Below are 18,470 nucleotides of genomic sequence, written 5' to 3'. Positions count from 1 at the left end.
GGGAACCAAAAGTAGGCAAAAAAGTAAGCGCGGACAGCGGACATGGGTTGGCAATGTAGCACGGAAAAGCAAAACCCGGTCAAGAGACCGGGCCTGCTGTTGTTTACCGGTAGCCCGATTCGTTGGGGTTGTGAATGATCCAGATCAGGTTGCCGGAGGAGAAGTCCCCCATGCCGCCGCCCGCGAAGATCAGGCGGCCCTGGCCCTTGTACGTCATCTCGAAACGATGGCGGTCGCTGCCGAAATAGAACGGAATGAAGGCCTTGCCGGTTACATATGCGCCCTGGTCGGTGGGCTGGCCGGCGATGTCCGTGACCTGCCTGGCGCTCATGCCGATCTGCAGGCGCGCGAACTTGCTGTTGCGAGCCGGGTTGCCGGTGATCTCACCCTCGTAGCCGTTCAGGCCCTTGACCGTCTTGCCGCTGCCGGCTTCGACCTTTGACGAGTCGACCACATTGCCCTGGGCATCCATGCCGGCCCTGGAACCGCCACGCGCGGCGGGCGCCGGAGCCGCAGCAGCGGGCGCCGCCTCGGGCTGGCTGCCCGAACCGCCGCGGGATGCGCAACCTGCGGTGGCCAGCGCCACCACGGCGGCCGCGGCCCACAGCATGGCGGGCGAATTGATCCTGTTCCCCATCGAATTGCTCCTTGAACTCGTCGTTCGCAAAAAAGGAGCGCAGCTTAGCAACCGGAAGAAACAGTACACAAGTGCCGAAAGTCCTAAGCCGTTCCACCTACAGTCAGGCCGTCGATGCGCAGGGTGGGCTGGCCGACCCCCACCGGCACGCTCTGGCCTTCCTTGCCGCAGGTGCCGACGCCGGAGTCCAGCGCCATGTCGTTGCCGATCATGGTCACGCGGGTGAGCGCGTCGGGGCCGTTGCCCACGATGGTCGCGCCCTTCACGGGGTACTGGATCTTGCCGTTCTCGACCCAGTAGGCCTCGCTGGCCGAGAACACGAACTTGCCGCTGGTGATGTCGACCTGCCCGCCGCCGAAGTTGGTGGCGTACAGGCCCTTCTTGATGCTCGCGACGATCTCGCCGGGTTCCTTGTCGCCGCCGAGCATGTAGGTGTTGGTCATGCGCGGCATCGGCACGTGGGCGTAGCTCTCGCGGCGGCCGTTGCCGGTGGGCTTGACCTTCATGAGGCGGGCATTGAGTGCGTCCTGGATGTAGCCCTTGAGGATGCCGTCCTCGATCAGCACATTGCGCTGGCTGGCGTTGCCCTCGTCGTCGACGTTGAGCGAGCCGCGGCGGTCGGCGATGGTGCCGTCGTCGAGCACCGTCACGCCCTTGGCCGCCACGCGCTGGCCGATGCGGCCAGAGAACGCGCTCGAACCCTTGCGGTTGAAGTCGCCCTCCAGCCCGTGGCCGATGGCTTCGTGCAGCAGGATGCCGGGCCAGCCGGAGCCGAGCACCACGGTCATTTCGCCGGCGGGGGCCGGGCGGGCGTCGAGATTCGTCAGGGCGGCCGTCACAGCATGGTCGACGTATTCGGCGATCTGCTCGTCGGTGAAGTAGGCAAGGCCGAAGCGCCCGCCGCCGCCGCCGGAGCCGATCTCGCGTCGGCCGTTCTGCTCGGCGATCACCGTGACCGACAGGCGCACCAGCGGCCGCACGTCGGCGGCCAGCGTGCCGTCGGCGCGCGCCACGAGCACCACGTCGTATTCGCTGGCCAGCCCCGCCATCACCTGCGCCACGCGCGGGTCGCGCGAGCGGGCGAGCTTCTCGACCTTCTCGAGCAGCTTCACCTTGGCGGTGCTGTCGAGCGTGGCGATCGGGTCGATGCCCTGGTAGAGCGAGCGGCTGGAGGCGATCTTGCGGGGCGCGGTCTTCACCTTGCCGGCGCGGCCCGCGGAAGAGATGGAGCGCACGGTGCGTGCCGCATCGAGCAGCGAGGCCTCGGAAATGTCGTCGGAGTAGGCGAAGGCAGTCTTCTCGCCGCTGACCGCGCGCACGCCGACGCCCTGGTCGATGCTGAAGCTGCCGGTCTTGACGATGCCTTCCTCGAGGCTCCAGCCTTCGCTGCGGGTGTACTGGAAGTACAGGTCGGCGTCGTCCACCCGGTGCGCGGTGATCTCGGCCAGGGCCTTGCTCAGGTGCGATTCGTCGAGGCCGAACGGCGTGAGAAGGAGCTGTTGCGCCGTGGCGAGGCGCTCGATGGTGGGTTCGCGAGAGATCATCTCGGGATTCTAGGGCTCGCCCCCAGGCTGCGCGCACTTCGTGTCGCTTCGCCACCCCCCGACCGGGGGCAACACCAGGGGGCCGGCGAAGCCGGTTCCCCGATGTTCCTGGCCTGCCTCAGTTCTGGGCCAGCTTCCTCGCCCTGGCAATCGACATCAGGATCCCCAGACCCAGCCCCAGCGTCACCATGGCCGTGCCGCCGTAGCTGATGAACGGCAGCGGCACGCCCACCACCGGCAGGATGCCGCTGACCATGCCCATGTTCACGAAGGCGTAGGTGAAGAAGATCATCGTCACCGCCCCCGCCAGCAGGCGCGAGAACAGCGTCCCGGCATTGGCCGCGATCACCAGCCCCCGGAAGATCAGCAGGATGAAGGCCGAGATCAGCGCCAGGTTGCCCATGAGCCCGAATTCCTCGGAATAGGCGGCGAAGATGAAGTCGGTGGTGCGCTCGGGAATGAATTCGAGGTGCGTCTGCGTGCCCTGCATGAAGCCCTTGCCGCCCACCCCGCCCGAGCCGATGGCGATCATGCCCTGGATGATGTGGAAGCCCTTGCCCAGCGGGTCCTTGCTGGGGTCGAGCAGCGTGCACACGCGCTGCTTCTGGTAGTCGTGCAGCACGCGCCAGTCGACGCCGTCGGCGCACAGCCGCGACTCGAAGCTCACTATCAGCGTGATGGCCACCGCGCCGATCACCACCGGCGGCACGATCAGCTTCCAGGGCAGCCCGGCGAAGAAGATCACCGACAACCCCGCCGCCAGCACCAGCAGCGAGGTGCCCAGGTCGGGCTGCTTCATGATGAGCCCCACCGGCACCGCCAGCAGCACCGTCGCCACCACGAAGTCGAGCGGCCGCAGCTGGCCCTCGCGCCGCTGGAACCACCAGGCCAGCATCAGCGGCATGGCGATCTTCAGGATTTCGCTGGGCTGGATCACCACGCCCACGTTGATCCATCGCTGGGCGCCCTTCTTGGTGATGCCGAAGAGCGCCACCGCCACCAGCAGCGCCACGCCCATGGTGTAGAGCGGCACCGCCGCCAGCATCAGCCGCTGTGGCGGCACCTGCGCCACCACGAACATGATGAAACCGGCCAGCAGCATGTTGCGGCCGTGGTCGACGAAACGGGTTCCGTGGTCGTAACCCGATGAATACATGGTGAGCAGCCCGGCGAAGGCGAGCAGCAGGACGGCAAAGGCCAGGAAGCCGTCGAAGCCCTGGAAGATGGGCGCAATTCGACGCGCCAGGGAGGGCTGATTGAACACGGCGGACATGAGGGCGGATTATCCCAGCCCCGCCCGGCCCCTCAATCGAATTCGAGCTGAACGACCGTGCGCCCCGGTCGGCTTTCGACCGTCAGGCGCGCGCCGATGGCTCCGGAGCGCTCCGCCAGCGAGCGCGGCATGTGCTTGGCGGTGTCGAAGCCCTTGCCGTTGTCGATCACCCGCAGCTGCACCGTCTTGCCCTTCATGCCGGCCTCGAAGCGCAGCACGGTGGCCTCGGCGTGCCGCAGCACGTTGGAGATCGATTCGAACAGCAGGAACTGCAGCTGCCGCATGCCGTGCGCGTCCAGCCCTGCCACCGGCTCCACCTCGTCCACCGCCCATTCGAACTCGATGCCCGAGGACGCCAGCCGGGGCTCCAGCCGGTAGCGCGCCGCGGCAAGCAGCGCGCCCACGTCGCCCGGCGGCAGGTGGATGGAATCGATCTGCAGCTTGAGCTGGTCGAGCGAATCGCGCAGGGTGCGCAGCAGGTCGCCCGAGCTGCTCTGGCCCGACTGCAGCTGGCGGATCGCCGAGCTGATGTGCGAGCCCACGCCGTCGTGCATCTCGCGCAGGATGCGCTCGCGCTCGTGGGTGCGCGCCTGCACCTGCGCCGCGGCCTCGAGCTCGGCATAGGTGGCCGCCAGTTCGCGCTCGCGCTGCGCCACCCGCTCGGCCAGCGCGGCAACCGAGCCCCGCGCCTGCAGGGCCGCCGCGCGGAAGCGCCGCAGCACGATCAGGAGCAGCACCGCGCCGAAGAACAGCGACGAATAGCGCACCCAGGTGGTTTCGCCGTAGGCGTCGCTCAGGCGGACCACCAGCCAGTCGCGCGCGGCGAAGGCCACCGTGACCAGGGCCGCGCCGGCCATCAGCAGGCGGTCGTCGTTCGGGTGGCGCAGGGAGGCGAAGGCGAAGGCGCCGACGAAGGCCGCGACGAACACCAGCTCCACCGCGAGCCAGGCGGTGAACCACGCAGGCTCGTCCCGCTGCAGCGACAGCGCGCTGAACAGCACCGTTCCCACCACCACGCCGGCCACCGGCCAGCGCACCCAGCGGTGGCGCGGCTCGTTCGCCCAGCCCGCGAGGTGGTAGACGAACATCATGGAGGCCGCCGCCCAGCCGGCATAGGCGGCCGCCATCAGCACGCCCCACGGCCCCCAGGACAGCGGCGGCTCGGCGACCAGCCCGTCGGCCATGCGCATCGCCCAGAAGAATTCCGCCAGCGCGGCCCAGAGATAGATGCCCACGCGCCGCGGCACGCCGCTGGCGTCGACGTCGAGCTGCGTGAGCCAAAGCGCAAGCGCGATGCCGCCCACGATCAGGCTGAAGGCCATCAGCAGCACCGAGCCGGTGAAGCGCCATGCGTTGGCGCCCTCGAAGAGCTCGTTGCGCACCGTCGCGGCCGGCCCGATCACCACCTGCGACAGCCCCGCGAGACGGGCGGTGTCGGCGTGCAGGCGGATCTGCAGCAGGTTGTCGCCCTTGCGCAGCAGCTTGCCGGGCACGGGCACGTAGATGGGTGCCTTGGCGTAGTCGGCGTCGTTGCCGCGCTTCATGTCGCCGTAGGTCTGCAGCAGCGCGTCGTTGAGCTGCACCTCGAAGACGTTGCCCACGCGCGGGATGAAGATGCCCCACGGCGTCTCGGGCTCGGCCTCCAGCGTGAACGGCAGGTCGAAGCTGGCGGTGCCGGGGCGCCCGTTGAACTGCCGGTCCCAGTGATAGGAAAGCTCGACCGGCTCCGTGCGCGTGACGCCGTCGACCGTGGTGGTCACCGTGCCCTGGCGCAGCTCGATCGGCGCCTCGGCGGCGATCGCACCGGAAACGCCGAACAGGCCGCAAACGCCGGCAATGCCCATCAGGAGCATCGCCAGCCAAGACATCACCAGCGACACCCGGTTCCGCCGCATCTGCGCTCAGCCCGGATGAGACAGCAGGCCGAGACGCGTCGCCTCGAAGACCGCCTCGCTCTTGGAATGCACTGCGAGCTTCCCGTAGAGATTCTTGATGTGGGTCTGCACCGTGTGAACGCTCAGGCCCTTGAGCCGGGCGATCTCGGCATAGGAAAAGCCGCGCGCGATCAGCGTCAGCACCTCGTGCTCGCGCGCCGAGAGCAGGCCGCGGTCAGCCTCCTCGGCGGCGGCCTCGGGCGCCGAGCCTGGCGCCGCGCCGGTGGGCGCCGCGGTCTGCAGGCTGCGGTACTTGGCGAGCACGCGCCGCGCGATCATGGGAGAGATGGGCGAGGCGCCTGCCTTCATCTCGACGATGGTCTGCGCGATGTCCTCGGGCGCGGCGTCCTTGTGGATGTAGCCCACGGCGCCGGCCTCGATGCTGGCGAGAACGTTTTCCTCGTCGCCGAAGACCGACACGACCAGCGGCTCGCAGCCTGGAAAGCGCGATACCGCGTCGCGGATCACGTCGAGGCCGGTGCCGTCGGGCATGCCCAGGTCGACGAGCAGCACGTCCGGGATGGTGGTGGTGCGGGACAGCCAGCCCAGCGCTTCCTGCACGGTGCCCGCGCTGCCGAGCCAGAAAAGGCGCGGGCTGCGCTGCACGCTCGCCTCGAAAAAGGCGCGCGCGCGGCTGTCGTCTTCGACGACGAGCACGCCCCAGCGGCGTAGCGTCGCGTCGTCCTGAGCCTCGATGTTCATGCTCCGAGCATAAGCCTCGGCGCGTACGAGGAATCCATATGCTCATCCCCCGTTCATGGGATACGCCCGGCAAGGGGCCTGTCGGAAACTCTGGCCGCTTTTTTCCGGGCACCTTGTCCCCTGCCCCGCGCGGACGAAGTAACCGGAACGTAGGCGGTTCGCCTGGCGCGCGAACGAAACCTGAATACTTTCGAATTCCAGATGTGCGGCCTGCACTGGAACGGGACAGGCGGGATGCCGGCTCGAGCCGGGGCCCCTGCAGGCCGGGGCTTTACCGAAGAACCCGCCCCGCGGGGTTTTTTGTATGTCGGAGGCGGCCTCGCGAGAACAGACCTCATGCAGAATTACCCGTTCCCGGCAAGCGAGGTGCGGTTGCCGCACCTCCCGTCTTTTCCTCGCATGGATCCGCAAACCACCCACCTGCTCTACCTGCACGGTTTCCGCTCCTCGCCTCGCTCGACCAAGGCCCGGGTCGTCGCGGACCGCGTCGCGCGGCGCCATCCGAACCTGCAGTGGTGGTGCCCCCAGCTGCCGCCGTCGCCGCACGACGCCATCGACATGGTGATGAAGGGCATCGCCCACTGGCCGCGCAAGTCGATGGCGGTGGTGGGCTCGTCGCTCGGCGGCTACTACGCCACCTACGTGGCCGGCATGACGCGCTGCCGCGCGGTACTGCTCAACCCGGCGGTACATCCCGCGCGCGACCTCATGCGCTACATCGGCGACCAGACCCTCTGGCACGACCCGGCGGAGCATTTCTACTTCCGCCCCGAATACATCCACGAACTGCGCGCGATGGAAGTCGGCCCGCTCACCCGGCCCGAGCGCGTGTTCGCCATCATCGCCAAGGGCGACGAGGCGCTCGACTGGCACGAGATGTCCGCGCGCTACCCCGACAGCAACATCAAGCTGCTCGAGGGCGGCGACCACGCGCTGTCGGACTTCGAAAAGGCCCACCTCGACGACGTGATGGCCTTCATCAACCCCGTTTGAATTTCCAGGGACACCGCGGAACCGGCTTCGCCGGGCTGCAGGTGTCGCCCCCGGAAGGGGGAAGGAGGCCACACGAAGTGGGCAAGCCTGGGGGTGAGCCTGACTCCGCGTGGGACAATTGACGGATGTTTGTATTGTTTGAAGAAGCCGGCAAGTACCTCGGCGGCCGCGTGCTGTCGGAGGCCGAAGCATCGGCGCAGGTCGAGCTCGACACCGGCAAGCGCGTCAAGGTCAAGGGCGCCAACATCGTCCTGCGTTTCGAGAAGCCGTCGCCCGCCGACCTGATCGCCGAGGCGCGCGCGCTCGCCGCCGGCATGGACCTCGACCTCGCCTGGGAATTCGCGCCCGAGGGCGAATTCAGCTTCGCCGAGCTGGCCGCAGAATATTTCAGCGAGAAGCCCTCGCTTGCCCAGCAGGCCGCCGCCCTGTTCGCGCTGTTCGAGGCGCCGCACTACTTCCGCCGCGCCGGCAAGGGCCGTTTCAAGAAGGCCCCGGCCGAGATCGTGCAGCAGGCGCTCGCCGCCATCGAGAAGAAAAAGGCCATCCAGGCGCAGATCGCCGAATGGGCCGTGCAGCTGGCCGAGGGCGTGTGCCCGGCGCCCGTGCGCGAACAGCTCTACAAGATTCTTTTCCGCCCCGACAAGAACGCCCCCGAGTACAAGGCCGTCGTCGAGGCCGCGCGCACCACGCAGCGCCCGCCGCTCGACCTGCTGGAGCGCGCCGGCGCCATCGATTCGCCCTACCAGTTCCACTGGCGGCGCTTCCTGTTCGAGAACTTCCCCAAGGGCACCGGCTTCCCGGCGCTCGCGGCGCCCGCCATCGCCGACGACCTTCCGCTGGCCGAGGGCGTGCAGGCCTTCTCCATCGACGATTCGCAGACCACCGAGATCGACGATGCGCTCTCGGTGCAGGGCCTGGGCACCGGCACCGTGACGGTCGGCATCCACATCGCCGCGCCGGCGCTCGCGCTGACGCCGGGCAGCCCGATCGATAACGTGGCGCGTGCGCGCATGTCCACGGTCTACATGCCGGGCTACAAGATCACGATGCTGCCCGACGAGGTGGTCGACACCTACACGCTGCTCGAAGGCGGCGACCGCCCGGCCGTGTCGCTCTACGCGCGCTTCGACGAGGCCACGCTGGAGCTGCAGGGCACCGAGACGAAGCTCGAGCGCGTGCCCATCGTGGCCAACCTGCGCCACGACCAGCTCGACACCGTCGTCACGCAGCAGTGGCTGGAAGACGCCACCTTCAACGCCGACAGCACGCCCGAGGCCGCGGCCCGCATGCGTGCGCCCCTGTCGTTCCTGTTCCGCCTCGCCAGGCAGCTGAAGGCGCAGCGCGAGGTGGTGCGCGGCAAGCCCGAGAGCTTCAACCGGCCGGACTACAACTTCCGCCTCGTCGGCAACGACGGCGCCGAGCCCACCGGGAACGAGCAGGTGCAGATCAGCACGCGCCAGCGCGGCGCGCCGCTCGACCTGATCGTGTCCGAGGCCATGATCCTGGCCAACAGCAGCTGGGGCGGCTGGCTCGGCGAGCTCGGCGTGCCGGGGCTCTACCGCAGCCAGGCCAGCCTCGCGCCCGGCATCAAGGTGCGGATGGGCACGCGCGCGCTGCCGCACGCGGGCCTGGGCGTGAAGAGCTACGCCTGGAGCACCTCGCCGCTGCGCCGCTATACCGACCTGGTGAACCAGTGGCAGATCATCGCCGCCGCGCGCCACGGAAAGACCGCCGCGCTGGCCGCGCCCTTCAAGCCGAAGGACGCCGACCTGTTCTCCATCCTCTCGGGCTTCGACGCCGCCTATGCCGCGTACAACGCCTACCAGGGCGGCATGGAGCGCTTCTGGACGCTGAAGTACCTGCAGCAGCAGGGCATCACCGAGCTGGAAGCCACCGTCATCAAGGACATGCCCAACGGTGCCCTGGTGCGTGCAGACACGCTGCCGCTGGTGTTCCCCGTGGCCGGGCAGCAGGAGCGCGGCGCGCGCCTGCGCGTGAAGCTCGGCGAGATCGACGAGATCGCCCTCGACGTGAGCGGCACCGTGCTCGAACGGCTCGACTCGCCGAAGGCCGACGCGGCCGCCGGCCAGGAAAGCGACGAAGAGGAAGAAGAAGTGGTTGCGGGCCCGATCGCCATTGCCGTCGACCTGAACGACAGCGAGGCCGCGCCAGAAGAAAACACGCCAGCATGAAACCCGGCGGATCGTCGTCCGGAGAAATGATGCGGCTCCTGGAGGAGTTTCGAGAATGAACTTCAAGGACCTCAGCACGCTGCAGATCGCTCTGGGCGTGTCGGTCGTCGTGCATGCCGCGCTGCTCGCGGTGCGCTTCGTCGACCCCGAGTCGTTCAACAAGGTCTTCAGCGACACGCCGCTCGAAGTCATCCTGGTCAACAGCAAGACCAACGACAGGCCCGACCCCGCCGCCCGGCTGCGCGCGCAGACCTCGCTCGCGGGCGGCGGCGACCTCGACAAGGGCCGCGCGACCAGCCCGCTGCCGCCGTCGAGCTTCACCACCGTGGGCGATTCCTTCGAGGACGCGCAGCGCAAGGTCGACGCCATGCAGGCCGAGCAGATGCAGATGCTCACGCAGCTCAAGCGCGACCTGGCCGCGATGCCCGCGCCCGACCCGCGCAACCCCGGCGACCCGGCCGAGGCCAAGGCACAGGAAGACAAGCGCCGCCAGATGATCAACCTGCTGGCCGAGATCGAGCGCCGCGTGAACGAGGAGAACGCGCGCCCCAAGAAGCGCTACCTGAGCCCCTTCACGCGCGAGGCCGCCTTCGCCACCTACGTCGACTCGCTGCGCCGCCGGGTAGAGGCGCAGGGCACGGCCAACTTCCCGACGCTGGCCGGCAAGAAGCTCTACGGCGAACTCACGATGACCATCACCGTCAACTTCGACGGCAAGCTGCTCTCGACCGTGATCGACGAAAGCTCGGGCCAGGCCGTGCTGGACAAGCGCGCGCAGGCCATCGTCGCGAGCGTGGGCAACTTCGGCACCTTCACCGACGCGATGCGCAAGGAGCACGCCGACCAGATCGTGATACGGCCGCACTTCCGCTTCGCGCACGACGGCTCGGTCGAACTCTCATCGCAGTAGCCGGAAGACCGCCAGAACACGACAAGAACGAAAGACAGGAGGCAGACACCATGGACCTGTACTGCGTCATGGGCAACCCCGTCGAGCACAGCCGCTCGCCCCGCATCCACGCGCGCTTCGCCGAGCTTTGCGGCCGGCAGCAGATGGAATACGGCCGGCGGCTGATTCCGCTCGGCGCGTTCGCCGAAGGCATCGCGGCCTTCCGCGGCGAGGCCGCCGAGCGCGGCGACGTCGCGCGCGGCTGCAACATCACGGTGCCCTTCAAGTTCGAGGCCGCGGCACTGGCGCAGCACACCAGCGAGCGCGCCCTGCTCGCGCAGGCGGTGAACACATTGCGCTTCGACGCCGACGGCGGCATCCACGCGGACAACACCGACGGCATCGGCCTGGTCAACGACATCGTGCGCAACGCGGGCGTGCCGCTTGAGGGCAAGGCGCTGCTGCTGATCGGCGCGGGCGGCGCCGCGGCCGGCGTGCTGGGACCGCTGCTCGACGCAGGCGCCTCGCGCGTCGTGGTCGCCAACCGCACCGTGGACAAGGCCGTGGAGCTGGTGCGCCGCCACGCGGCCGTCGCGCTGCGCCACGGCGCCTCGCTCGAGGCCTGGGCGCTCGACGAGGTGCCGGGCGCCTTCGACGTGGTGGTCAATGCCACCGCCTCCAGCCTCGCGGGCGACGCGGTGCCCGTGAAGGCCAGCGTGCTGCGCGAAGGCGGGCTCGCGGTCGACATGATGTACGGCCCCGCCGCCGCCGGCTTCATGGCCTGGGCGCAGGCGCACGGCGCGGTGGCGCGCGACGGGCTCGGCATGCTGGTCGAGCAGGCGGCCGAGTCCTTCGAGATCTGGCGCGGCGTGCGTCCTCCTTCGGCGCAGGTGCTCGCCGAGATCCGTGCCGAACTGAAATGAAAGCCGCGCTGCGCCTGATCGCCTGCATCGCGGTGGCGGGCCTGGCACTGCAGCTCTTCTTCGTGGCACGCATCGCGGCGATGGCTGTGATCGATCCGCAGAGCACCGCGTTCCAGCGCTCCGAGGCCTACCAGATCGCCATCCACCAGGGAAGCGGCGGCGGCTGGCGCCAGGAATGGGTGCCCTACTCGCAGATCAGCGACACGCTCAAGCGCGCGGTCATCGCGAGCGAGGACTCGGGCTTCGTCGACCACAACGGCGTGGAGTGGGAGGCCATCGAGCGCGCGCGCCAGCGCAACGCCAGGGCCGAGGAACTGGCCGCCAAGCGGGCCGCACGCGCCGCCGCGCGCGGCAAGCCGGTGCGGCCGGTGCAGTTGCGCGGCGGCTCGACCATCACGCAGCAGCTCGCCAAGAACCTGCTGCTGTCGGGCGAGCGCACCATGCTGCGCAAGGGGCAGGAGCTGGTGCTGGCGACGCTGCTGGAAGTGCTGCTCGACAAGCGGCGCATCCTGGAGATCTACCTCAACAATGTGGAGTGGGGCGAAGGCGTGTTCGGCGCGCAGGCAGCCTCGCAGTACTACTTCCGCAAGCCGGCCTCGCGCCTGGGCACTGGAGAGGCGGCACGGCTGGCGGTGATGCTGCCCAGCCCCAAGTTCTTCGAGCGCCGGACCGGCTCGCCCTACCTGAGCGGGCGCGCCTCGACGGTCATGGCGCGGATGCCCGCGGCCGAGCTGCCCTGAAGACGGCCGCGCCGCGCAGGCCCTCGATGGCCAGCACGGCGGCGAAGCCGATGGTGTAGGCCAGCACGTCCCACCAGTCGGCCGTGCTGCCGAGCACGATGCGCAGGGCCCGGTTGGAAATGTGCAGGTGCCACGTCGCCGCCAGGTACTGCCCGAGTTCGACGGCAAGGCCCACGCCCAGCGCGGCCAGCGCCAACGGCAGCACGCGCGCGCCGATCGCGGTCTTGAACACGAAGTACACCCACACCACGGCCAGCACGTCGCCGAAGAAGCTGCGCAGCCAGCCCCAGCGCGCGCCGACGGTGGCCAGCAGCAGCAGAACGAGAAACAGGGCCACCGCCCATGCCAGGGAAAGAGGATCGAAACGCCATCGCATGGCCCGTATCATCGCGCCCATATGCTGGCAAAGCTCACGGGTTGGCTGCTTCTTGGGATCGTCCGCTTGCTCACGGGCGCGCAGGCGCGCTGGTACGGCTGTCCGCCCAAGGCCGAACAGCGCATCTACTTCGCCAATCACCAGAGCCATGCCGACCTGGTGATGATCTGGGCGGCGCTGCCGGAAGAATTGCGCAGCATCACGAGGCCCATCGCGGCGCGCGACTACTGGGCCAATACGCCGGTCAAGCGCTGGATCACGACGGAGGTGTTCAACGCGGTGTACGTCGAGCGGCAGGCGACGCCCGCTGCGGCGGCAAGCGCACCGACAGCACCGGTGATGGCCGAAGCGCCGCCACCGCCGCCCGTCGCACGTGCACCGGTTCCCCCACCGGCCGAGCGCATCGAGCCCTCGATGGAGCCGCTGCTGCCGTTGACCCCGCCCGAGGCTCCCCTGGAAACCGTCGCGTCCGGCGCACAAGGCCAGCTCGACCTGCCGGAGCCCCCTGCTCCACCTCCTGCGCCACCGCCCGAGCCGCCACCACCGGCGGAGCCCGAAGCCCCTCCCGTCGCAACCGCTCCCGCCATCGATCCGCTCGCCCCGCTGGTCGAAGCCCTGCGCAGCGGCGACTCGATCATCATCTTTCCCGAAGGCACGCGCGGCCACACCGGCGAGCCGCAGAAGTTCAAGTCGGGCCTCTACACGCTGGCCACGATGTTCCCCGACGTGGTCCTGGTGCCCGCATGGATCGACAACGTGCAGCGCGTCATGCCCAAGGGCGAGATCGTGCCGGTGCCCATCCTCTGCTCCGTTACCTTCGGCGCGCCGATACGCGTGGAGGAAGGCGAGGAGCGCCGCCCCTTCCTCGACCGGGCGCGCGCCGCCGTGATCGCCCTGCGCGACGTCTGACGCCGACGACATGAACCAGTTCCTGCGCAGCCTCAGCCCGACCCAGCAGGTCGCGGCGCTCTTTCTCATCATCTTCGGCGTGCTCGCGATCGTGAGTGCCACCGCCTTCTTCCTGAGCTTCAGGGAAAAGCGCAACCCCGTGCACGACGCCGCCTGGCAGGCCGAGCTGGCGCACTTCCGCGCCCTGCTGGGCACCACCTGGTTCATGGTGCTGGTCTTCTGGATCGGCTGGGCGCTCGGCGAGACGGTGGCCACGGTGCTGTTCGCGCTCATCTCCTTCTTCGCGCTGCGGGAGTTCATCACGCTCTCGCCCACGCGGCGCGGCGACCACCGCAGCCTGATCCTGGCCTTCTTCGTGGTGCTGCCGATCCAGTTCTGGCTGGTGGCCACCGCGCGCTTCGACCTGTTCACCGTGTTCATCCCGGTGTACGTGTTCCTCGCGATCCCGGTGACGAGCGCGCTGGCCAACGACCCGAGCCAGTTCCTGGAGCGCAACGCCAAGCTGCAGTGGGGCATCATGGTCTGCGTCTACGGCATGAGCCACGTGCCGGCGCTGCTGCTGCTGAGCTTTCCGGGCTACGAGGGCAAGAGCGCGTTCCTCGTGTTCTTCCTGGTGTTCGTGGTGCAGACCTCGGTGCTGGTGCAGCACCTGATCTCGCGGCGCATGCAGCGCGAGCCTTTCGCGCCCAACGTGAGCCGCAGCTTCAACTGGACCAGCTGGGCCATCGGCATCGCGGTGGCGAGCCTGGTGGGCGCGCTGTTCTCGTTCATCACGCCGTTCAAGTTCGGACAGGCGCTCGCGGTATCGGTCATCGCGTGCATCTCGGGGTCGATGGGGCACCTGGTGATGAAGGCGCTCAAGCGCGACCGGGGCATTCCGAACTGGGGCAAGAAGGGCGTGGGCGTGACCGGGGCCAACGGCCTGCTGGACCGCGTCGATGCGCTGTGCTTCGCCGCGCCCATCTTCTTTCACTCCATCCGCTGGTACTTCAACGTCTGAGCTGGGCAAACCCCCAGGCTTGCGCACTTCGTGTCGCTTCGCCGCCCCCTTGCAGGGGGCAATACCGGTGGCCCGGCAAAGCCGGTTCCACGGGGGGCTGGGCAAACCCCCAGGCTTGCGCACTTCGTGTCGCTTCGCCACCCCCTTGCAGGGGGCAATACCGGTGGCCCGGCAAAGCCGGTTCCACGGTATTCCTGGAAGAACGCCTGGGGCTGATCGGGTTGGGTGGCGGGTTCAGGCCCTGCGGCGCACCACGCGGCCGAAGACTTCCTTCGCCTTGCGTCCGATGGCCCTGGCCTTCAGCGCCTGCAGTTCGCGCGCGAGGCGAGCGCGCTGCTCGGCCGAGAGCGCGGTGCCGAAGCGGCCCAGCGCGGCCTCGAGCGCTGCGCGCTGCGCCTCCACGCGCCCCTGCCGGCCTTCGGCCTCGGCGAGCCATTCGCAGGCGTTGACGACGCGCTCGCGCAGCGCGGCATCGCCCGAATCGCCGAAGCGTGCGATGAGCGCGCGATAGGTCTTGATCTGGCCGGCCGGGTCGCCGAGCTTGTCCTGCGCCTTGGCCTTGTTGATCAGCGACTTCGCGGCCCAGAGCTGCAACGTGCCTTCCCTCGCGCCGGTGGTGCGTGCGATGGCCTCGTCGTAGCAGGCCACCGCCGCCTCGAGCCGACCGGTCTGGCGCAGCGTGGCGCCCTTGCGGAACAGCGCGCCGACCACGCGTCCGCGCAGGTCGGGCAGTTCGGAATTGCCCCAGCGCGCGACGATCTCGTCGTGCACGCGCATCTCGTCGTCGTGCCGGCCGAGGCGGTCGAGCGCGGTGCTCTTGTACTGCATGCACAGCGCGACCGTCTCCTGCATCTCGGTCGAGGGGTCGGCGCCGTAGCGCGCGTCCATCGCCTCGGCGGCCGCGACGACTTCGTCGAAACGCTCCAGCGCGACCAGGCAGAAGGCCTTGTGGACCAGTGCCCGCGCGCACTGGCGGCGCAACTCCGGATGCGGCGAGGCGGCATGCGCGGCCAGCACCTCGTCGAACAGCGCGATGGCCTCGCGCGACTCGCCCGCGTCGCCGTGCCTGCGCCCTTGCCTGACCTTGTCGCGCACCTCGTCGCGCAACTCTGTCGGAAGCTCCGGCAGGTTGCCTTCGGCATCGGCCTTGCGCAGCCGCTTCAGGCAGGCCTGCCGGCCGGCGGTGGCCTTGGCGAGCGCGTCCTGCAGCTCGGACTCGGACGCGCCCTGCAGCTGCCTCGCGAGCTGCTGGTAGACCTGCAGCGCCTCCTCGGCGCGGCCGAGCCGCTCGAGCAGCACGAAGCCCTTGTTGAGCAGCGCGCTCGCGACGGTGCGATGCACCACGGCGTCGGTGTCCGCGCCGAAGGTGGCGAGCAGCCGATCGCAGGCGGCCAGCGCGGCCTCGCCGTCGTCCGATTCGCGCAGGCCCACCGACCAGTCGTAGGCGCGCCGCACGGCCATGCGCCGCACCTGCGGCGAGGCGTCGTGGCCGTAGCGGTCGAGCAGCCAGCCCACCAGCTCGGCGCGGTTCGCATGCTCGTCGATGCCGAAGCCGTCGAAGAACAGCGTCAGCGCCCGCACGCCCTCGATGCGCAACTCCGGCGCCGCATGGGCAAGGTCGGCTTCGATCTGGTCGGCCACCGCGAGGCACATCACCTGCGCCTGCGCATGCTGCGCCAGCTCGCGCAGGTTGAGCACCGAAGCCAGGCGCGCACGCGCGACGCGCAGCACCACGCCGGGGTCGGTGCTGCCGTCGAAACGCTCGATGACGGCCTCCAGCGTGGCCAGCGCGTCCTGCGGCAGGCCGCGGTGGTGCTCGATCTCGGCCTTGAGCAGCCGGGCCTCCACGCGCCAGGTGTCCAGGGCCGCATCCGGCTGGCTCTCGAGCAGCTCGCTCATGGCGTCGCAGGCTTCGCAGCGCGCGGCGGGCTCGTCGATCCACCAGGTGCGCTGGTAGAGCGCATGCGCGATGTGCTCGCGGATCTCGGGTTCGGCGCGCTGGCCGTGCGCCGCGATCAGGCGGTCGAGCGTGGCGAGCGCGTCGGCGGGGCGATGCATCTGGCGCAGCATGTGCGCCAGCAGGCGCAAGGCCTGGCAGCATGGCACGACGACGCCGGCATCGGGCTTCGAAGCGAACTCGTCGAGCATGCGCGCGCATGCGGCCAGCGCCTCCTGGCGGCGTCCCATGTCGTCGAGCAGTTCGACGCGCCTGAAGCTGGCGGCCGCGCGCTCGGCGGGGTGCATCTGCAGGCGTGCGATCAAGGCTTGCACCTCGTCCAGTTGCTGCTGCGCGGAGGACTCGACTACATTCACATTCGCTTCCTTGAATGGCGCCCCGCGCGGGGCTGGGCGGACGGTACGGACCGGGGCGCATTCTGCCCACGATCAGCCGGCTTTCGGCCCTCTCTTCGCAACTCTTTGACAATCTTTTCCCAGGCTTAGGCCTTTACGCTTCCTTTCATGCGCATTCTCGGCATCGACCCCGGCTTGCAGACCACGGGCTTCGGCGTGGTCGATGCGGACGGCCACGGGCTGCGCTACGTGGCCAGCGGCACCATCAGCACGCGCCACCTGGGCACCGGCAACCTGCCGGCCCGCCTGAAGGTGCTGTTCGACGGCATCGCGGAAATCACCGCGCGCTACCAGCCCGATGCGTCGGCGGTGGAAATCATCTTCGTCAACGTGAACCCGCAGTCCACGCTGTTGCTGGGGCAGGCGCGCGGCGCATGCGTGACCGCACTGGTCAGCAACAACCTCTCGGTGGCCGAGTACACGGCGCTGCAGATGAAGAAGGCGGTGGCCGGCCACGGCCAGGCGGCCAAGGCGCAGGTGCAGGAGATGGTGCGGCGCCTGCTCGACCTGCCCGGCCTGCCGGGCGCCGACGCGGCGGATGCGCTGGGCATCGCCATCACGCACGCGCAGGTGGGGCGCTCGATGGCGCGGCTGGCCGAGGCGGCGGAGCTGTCGAAGACCCATGCCGGCACCTACCGGCAGGGGCGTTCACGCTGAGGCGAAGCGGCCGTCAGCGCACGATGTAGCGCAGTTCGCCCAGGCGCTTGCGGCGCTCGCGCACCTCGGCGGCCACCGATGCGGCATCGCCTTCGAGTGCACGCGCGATCCAGCCGGCCAGCTGCGGCATGTCTTCGGGCGTGAAGCCCAGCCGCACGATCTCGGGCACGCCCAGGCGCAGGCCGTTGATGTCGCCTTCCACGGACGCGATCGGCAGGCCAATGCCGCAGGCCAGCAGGCCGCCCTGCGCGAGCTTCTTCGCCGCGTGCTGGCCGCCGCCCCAGCGCGCGGCCTCGATCGCGAACTGGTGCGACTGCGTGAAGCCGCGCGCCTTCGCGAACACCGGCAGGCCCAGCGCATCGAGCGCGCGCGCGAGCGCCTGCGCCGTCTCGCGCATCGCCGCCGCGTAGGCGACGCCGTGCACCTTCCAGTCGAGCAGCCCGCGGGCCAGCGCGGCCGTGCGGCCCGCGTCCGAGTTGGCCGTGAGGCCGGGGTAGGCGATGGCGTCGATGCGCTTCATCAGCGCCGCGTCGTTCGACACGATCAGCCCGCCCGCCGGCCCGCCCAGGCTCTTGTAGGTGCTCATGGTGATCGCGTGCGCGCCCTGCTCCAGCGGCTGCGGCCACGCCTTTCCGGCCACCATGCCCGAGAGATGCGCCGCGTCGAACAACAGCTTCGCACCGACGCTGTCGGCGATCTCGCGAATCTCGGGCACCGGGTGCGGAAACAGGTTCAGGCTGCCGCCGATGGTGATGAGCTTCGGCTTCGCCTCGCGCACCAGCTTCGCGAGCGCGCTCACGTCGACCGTGTAGCCGTCGGCATCCACCGGCGCGGAGATCGGCTTCAGGCCGTAGAGGCCCGCCGCACCCGCCGCATGGTGCGTGACGTGTCCGCCGATGCTGGGCGGCGGCACGACGATGGTGTCGCCGGGCCGGCAGGTCGCCATGAACACGTAGAGGTTCGACAGCGCGCCCGAGCTCACGCGCACCTCGGCGAACTTCGAACCGAACACCTCGGCCGCCAGTTCGGCGGCAACCACCTCGATGCGCTCGATGGCCTCCAGCCCCATCTCGTACTTGTCGCCCGGATAGCCGAGTGACGGACGCGAGCCCAGCCCGCGCGACAGCAGCGCCTCGGCCGCCGGGTTCATCACGTTGGTGGCGGGGTTGAGGTTCAGTCCGTCCACGTCGTGGATGCGATGGTTGTCGGCCACCAGCCGCTCGATCTCGGCGGCGACGCCCGCGGCATCTCGCGCGGCGGCATCGGCGGCGATGGAAAGCACGTGGTCCTCGCTGGCGGCGGGAACCCAGGGGCGGCGGTGCAGGGCGGCGGCAGGCATGCGGCGGATC

General features: G+C 69.4%; 16 protein-coding genes. 8 read left to right on the top strand and 8 right to left on the bottom strand.

The annotated features are described in order from the left end of the window. Positions 1-103: 103 nt before the first annotated feature. The 5 genes from FHT32_RS28165 to FHT32_RS28145 all read right to left on the bottom strand — a co-directional run bounded on the left by FHT32_RS28165 (position 104) and on the right by FHT32_RS28145 (position 6,090). Positions 104-637, bottom strand: a complete 534-nt coding sequence (locus FHT32_RS28165) for a hypothetical protein (protein WP_176667850.1) — start codon at positions 635-637, stop codon at positions 104-106. Positions 638-720: 83 nt separating this feature from the next. Beyond that, the gene (gene tldD, locus FHT32_RS28160; RefSeq protein WP_176667849.1) at positions 721-2,181 is read right to left on the bottom strand and encodes a metalloprotease TldD; all 1,461 of its coding nucleotides are present in this window, start codon (positions 2,179-2,181) and stop codon (positions 721-723) included. 118 nt (positions 2,182-2,299) lie between these two features. Then, on the bottom strand, positions 2,300-3,454 hold the full coding sequence (gene rodA, locus FHT32_RS28155) for a rod shape-determining protein RodA (RefSeq protein WP_176667848.1): 1,155 nt from the start codon (positions 3,452-3,454) through the stop codon (positions 2,300-2,302). 32 nt (positions 3,455-3,486) lie between these two features. After that, positions 3,487-5,322 (bottom strand): histidine kinase, encoded by a 1,836-nt coding sequence (locus FHT32_RS28150; RefSeq protein ID WP_256099190.1) that lies wholly within the window; start codon positions 5,320-5,322, stop codon positions 3,487-3,489. A 33-nt stretch (positions 5,323-5,355) separates the two neighbouring features. Next, positions 5,356-6,090 (bottom strand): response regulator transcription factor, encoded by a 735-nt coding sequence (locus FHT32_RS28145; RefSeq protein WP_176667846.1) that lies wholly within the window; start codon positions 6,088-6,090, stop codon positions 5,356-5,358. A gap of 399 nt (positions 6,091-6,489) precedes the next feature. Here FHT32_RS28145 and FHT32_RS28140 point away from each other — a divergent pair, with 399 nt between their 5' ends. The 5 genes from FHT32_RS28140 to mtgA all read left to right on the top strand — a co-directional run bounded on the left by FHT32_RS28140 (position 6,490) and on the right by mtgA (position 11,827). After that, a complete protein-coding gene (locus FHT32_RS28140; RefSeq protein WP_176667845.1) occupies positions 6,490-7,083 on the top strand; it encodes a YqiA/YcfP family alpha/beta fold hydrolase in 594 nt (197 codons plus the stop codon). 125 nt (positions 7,084-7,208) lie between these two features. Further along, positions 7,209-9,275 (top strand): ribonuclease catalytic domain-containing protein, encoded by a 2,067-nt coding sequence (locus FHT32_RS28135; RefSeq protein ID WP_176667844.1) that lies wholly within the window; start codon positions 7,209-7,211, stop codon positions 9,273-9,275. Positions 9,276-9,330: 55 nt separating this feature from the next. After that, positions 9,331-10,185: an energy transducer TonB gene (locus FHT32_RS28130; protein ID WP_176667843.1), complete on the top strand. Its 855-nt coding sequence runs from the start codon at positions 9,331-9,333 to the stop codon at positions 10,183-10,185. Between the two features lie 50 nt (positions 10,186-10,235). Continuing rightward, on the top strand, positions 10,236-11,087 hold the full coding sequence (gene aroE / locus FHT32_RS28125) for a shikimate dehydrogenase (RefSeq protein WP_176667842.1): 852 nt from the start codon (positions 10,236-10,238) through the stop codon (positions 11,085-11,087). Next, complete coding sequence (gene mtgA / locus FHT32_RS28120; protein ID WP_176667841.1) at positions 11,084-11,827, top strand: monofunctional biosynthetic peptidoglycan transglycosylase; 744 nt, start codon at positions 11,084-11,086, stop codon at positions 11,825-11,827. Before aroE ends, mtgA begins: the two co-directional genes overlap by 4 nt. Here the strand turns inward: mtgA and FHT32_RS28115 are convergent. Beyond that, positions 11,793-12,215: a DUF2809 domain-containing protein gene (locus tag FHT32_RS28115; RefSeq protein WP_176667840.1), complete on the bottom strand. Its 423-nt coding sequence runs from the start codon at positions 12,213-12,215 to the stop codon at positions 11,793-11,795. The two genes, mtgA and FHT32_RS28115, sit on opposite strands and share 35 nt — an antisense overlap. Before the next feature lie 9 nt (positions 12,216-12,224). Between FHT32_RS28115 and FHT32_RS28110 the strand changes: the two genes are divergently transcribed. Next, complete coding sequence (locus tag FHT32_RS28110) at positions 12,225-13,112, top strand: 1-acyl-sn-glycerol-3-phosphate acyltransferase (RefSeq protein WP_176667839.1); 888 nt, start codon at positions 12,225-12,227, stop codon at positions 13,110-13,112. A 10-nt stretch (positions 13,113-13,122) separates the two neighbouring features. After that, entirely contained in the window at positions 13,123-14,112 is a 990-nt protein-coding gene (locus FHT32_RS28105) for a phosphatidate cytidylyltransferase (RefSeq protein ID WP_176667838.1), read from the top strand. Between the two features lie 234 nt (positions 14,113-14,346). Here the strand turns inward: FHT32_RS28105 and FHT32_RS28100 are convergent, their stop codons facing one another. Beyond that, positions 14,347-16,425 (bottom strand): tetratricopeptide repeat protein, encoded by a 2,079-nt coding sequence (locus FHT32_RS28100; RefSeq protein ID WP_176667837.1) that lies wholly within the window; start codon positions 16,423-16,425, stop codon positions 14,347-14,349. A 147-nt stretch (positions 16,426-16,572) separates the two neighbouring features. Between FHT32_RS28100 and ruvC the strand changes: the two genes are divergently transcribed. Beyond that, a complete protein-coding gene (gene ruvC / locus FHT32_RS28095) occupies positions 16,573-17,121 on the top strand; it encodes a crossover junction endodeoxyribonuclease RuvC (protein WP_093196921.1) in 549 nt (182 codons plus the stop codon). Between the two features lie 13 nt (positions 17,122-17,134). Here the strand turns inward: ruvC and glyA are convergent, their stop codons facing one another. Next, positions 17,135-18,460, bottom strand: coding sequence for a serine hydroxymethyltransferase (glyA, locus tag FHT32_RS28090; RefSeq protein ID WP_176667836.1), 1,326 nt, complete (start codon positions 18,458-18,460; stop codon positions 17,135-17,137). Positions 18,461-18,470: the final 10 nt, after the last annotated feature.

This window comes from Variovorax sp. SG517, assembly GCF_013376045.1.
Lineage (GTDB): Bacteria > Pseudomonadota > Gammaproteobacteria > Burkholderiales > Burkholderiaceae_C > Variovorax.
Note: the sequence above shows the minus strand (reverse complement) of the source record. Positions and strands in the feature narration are given on the sequence as shown.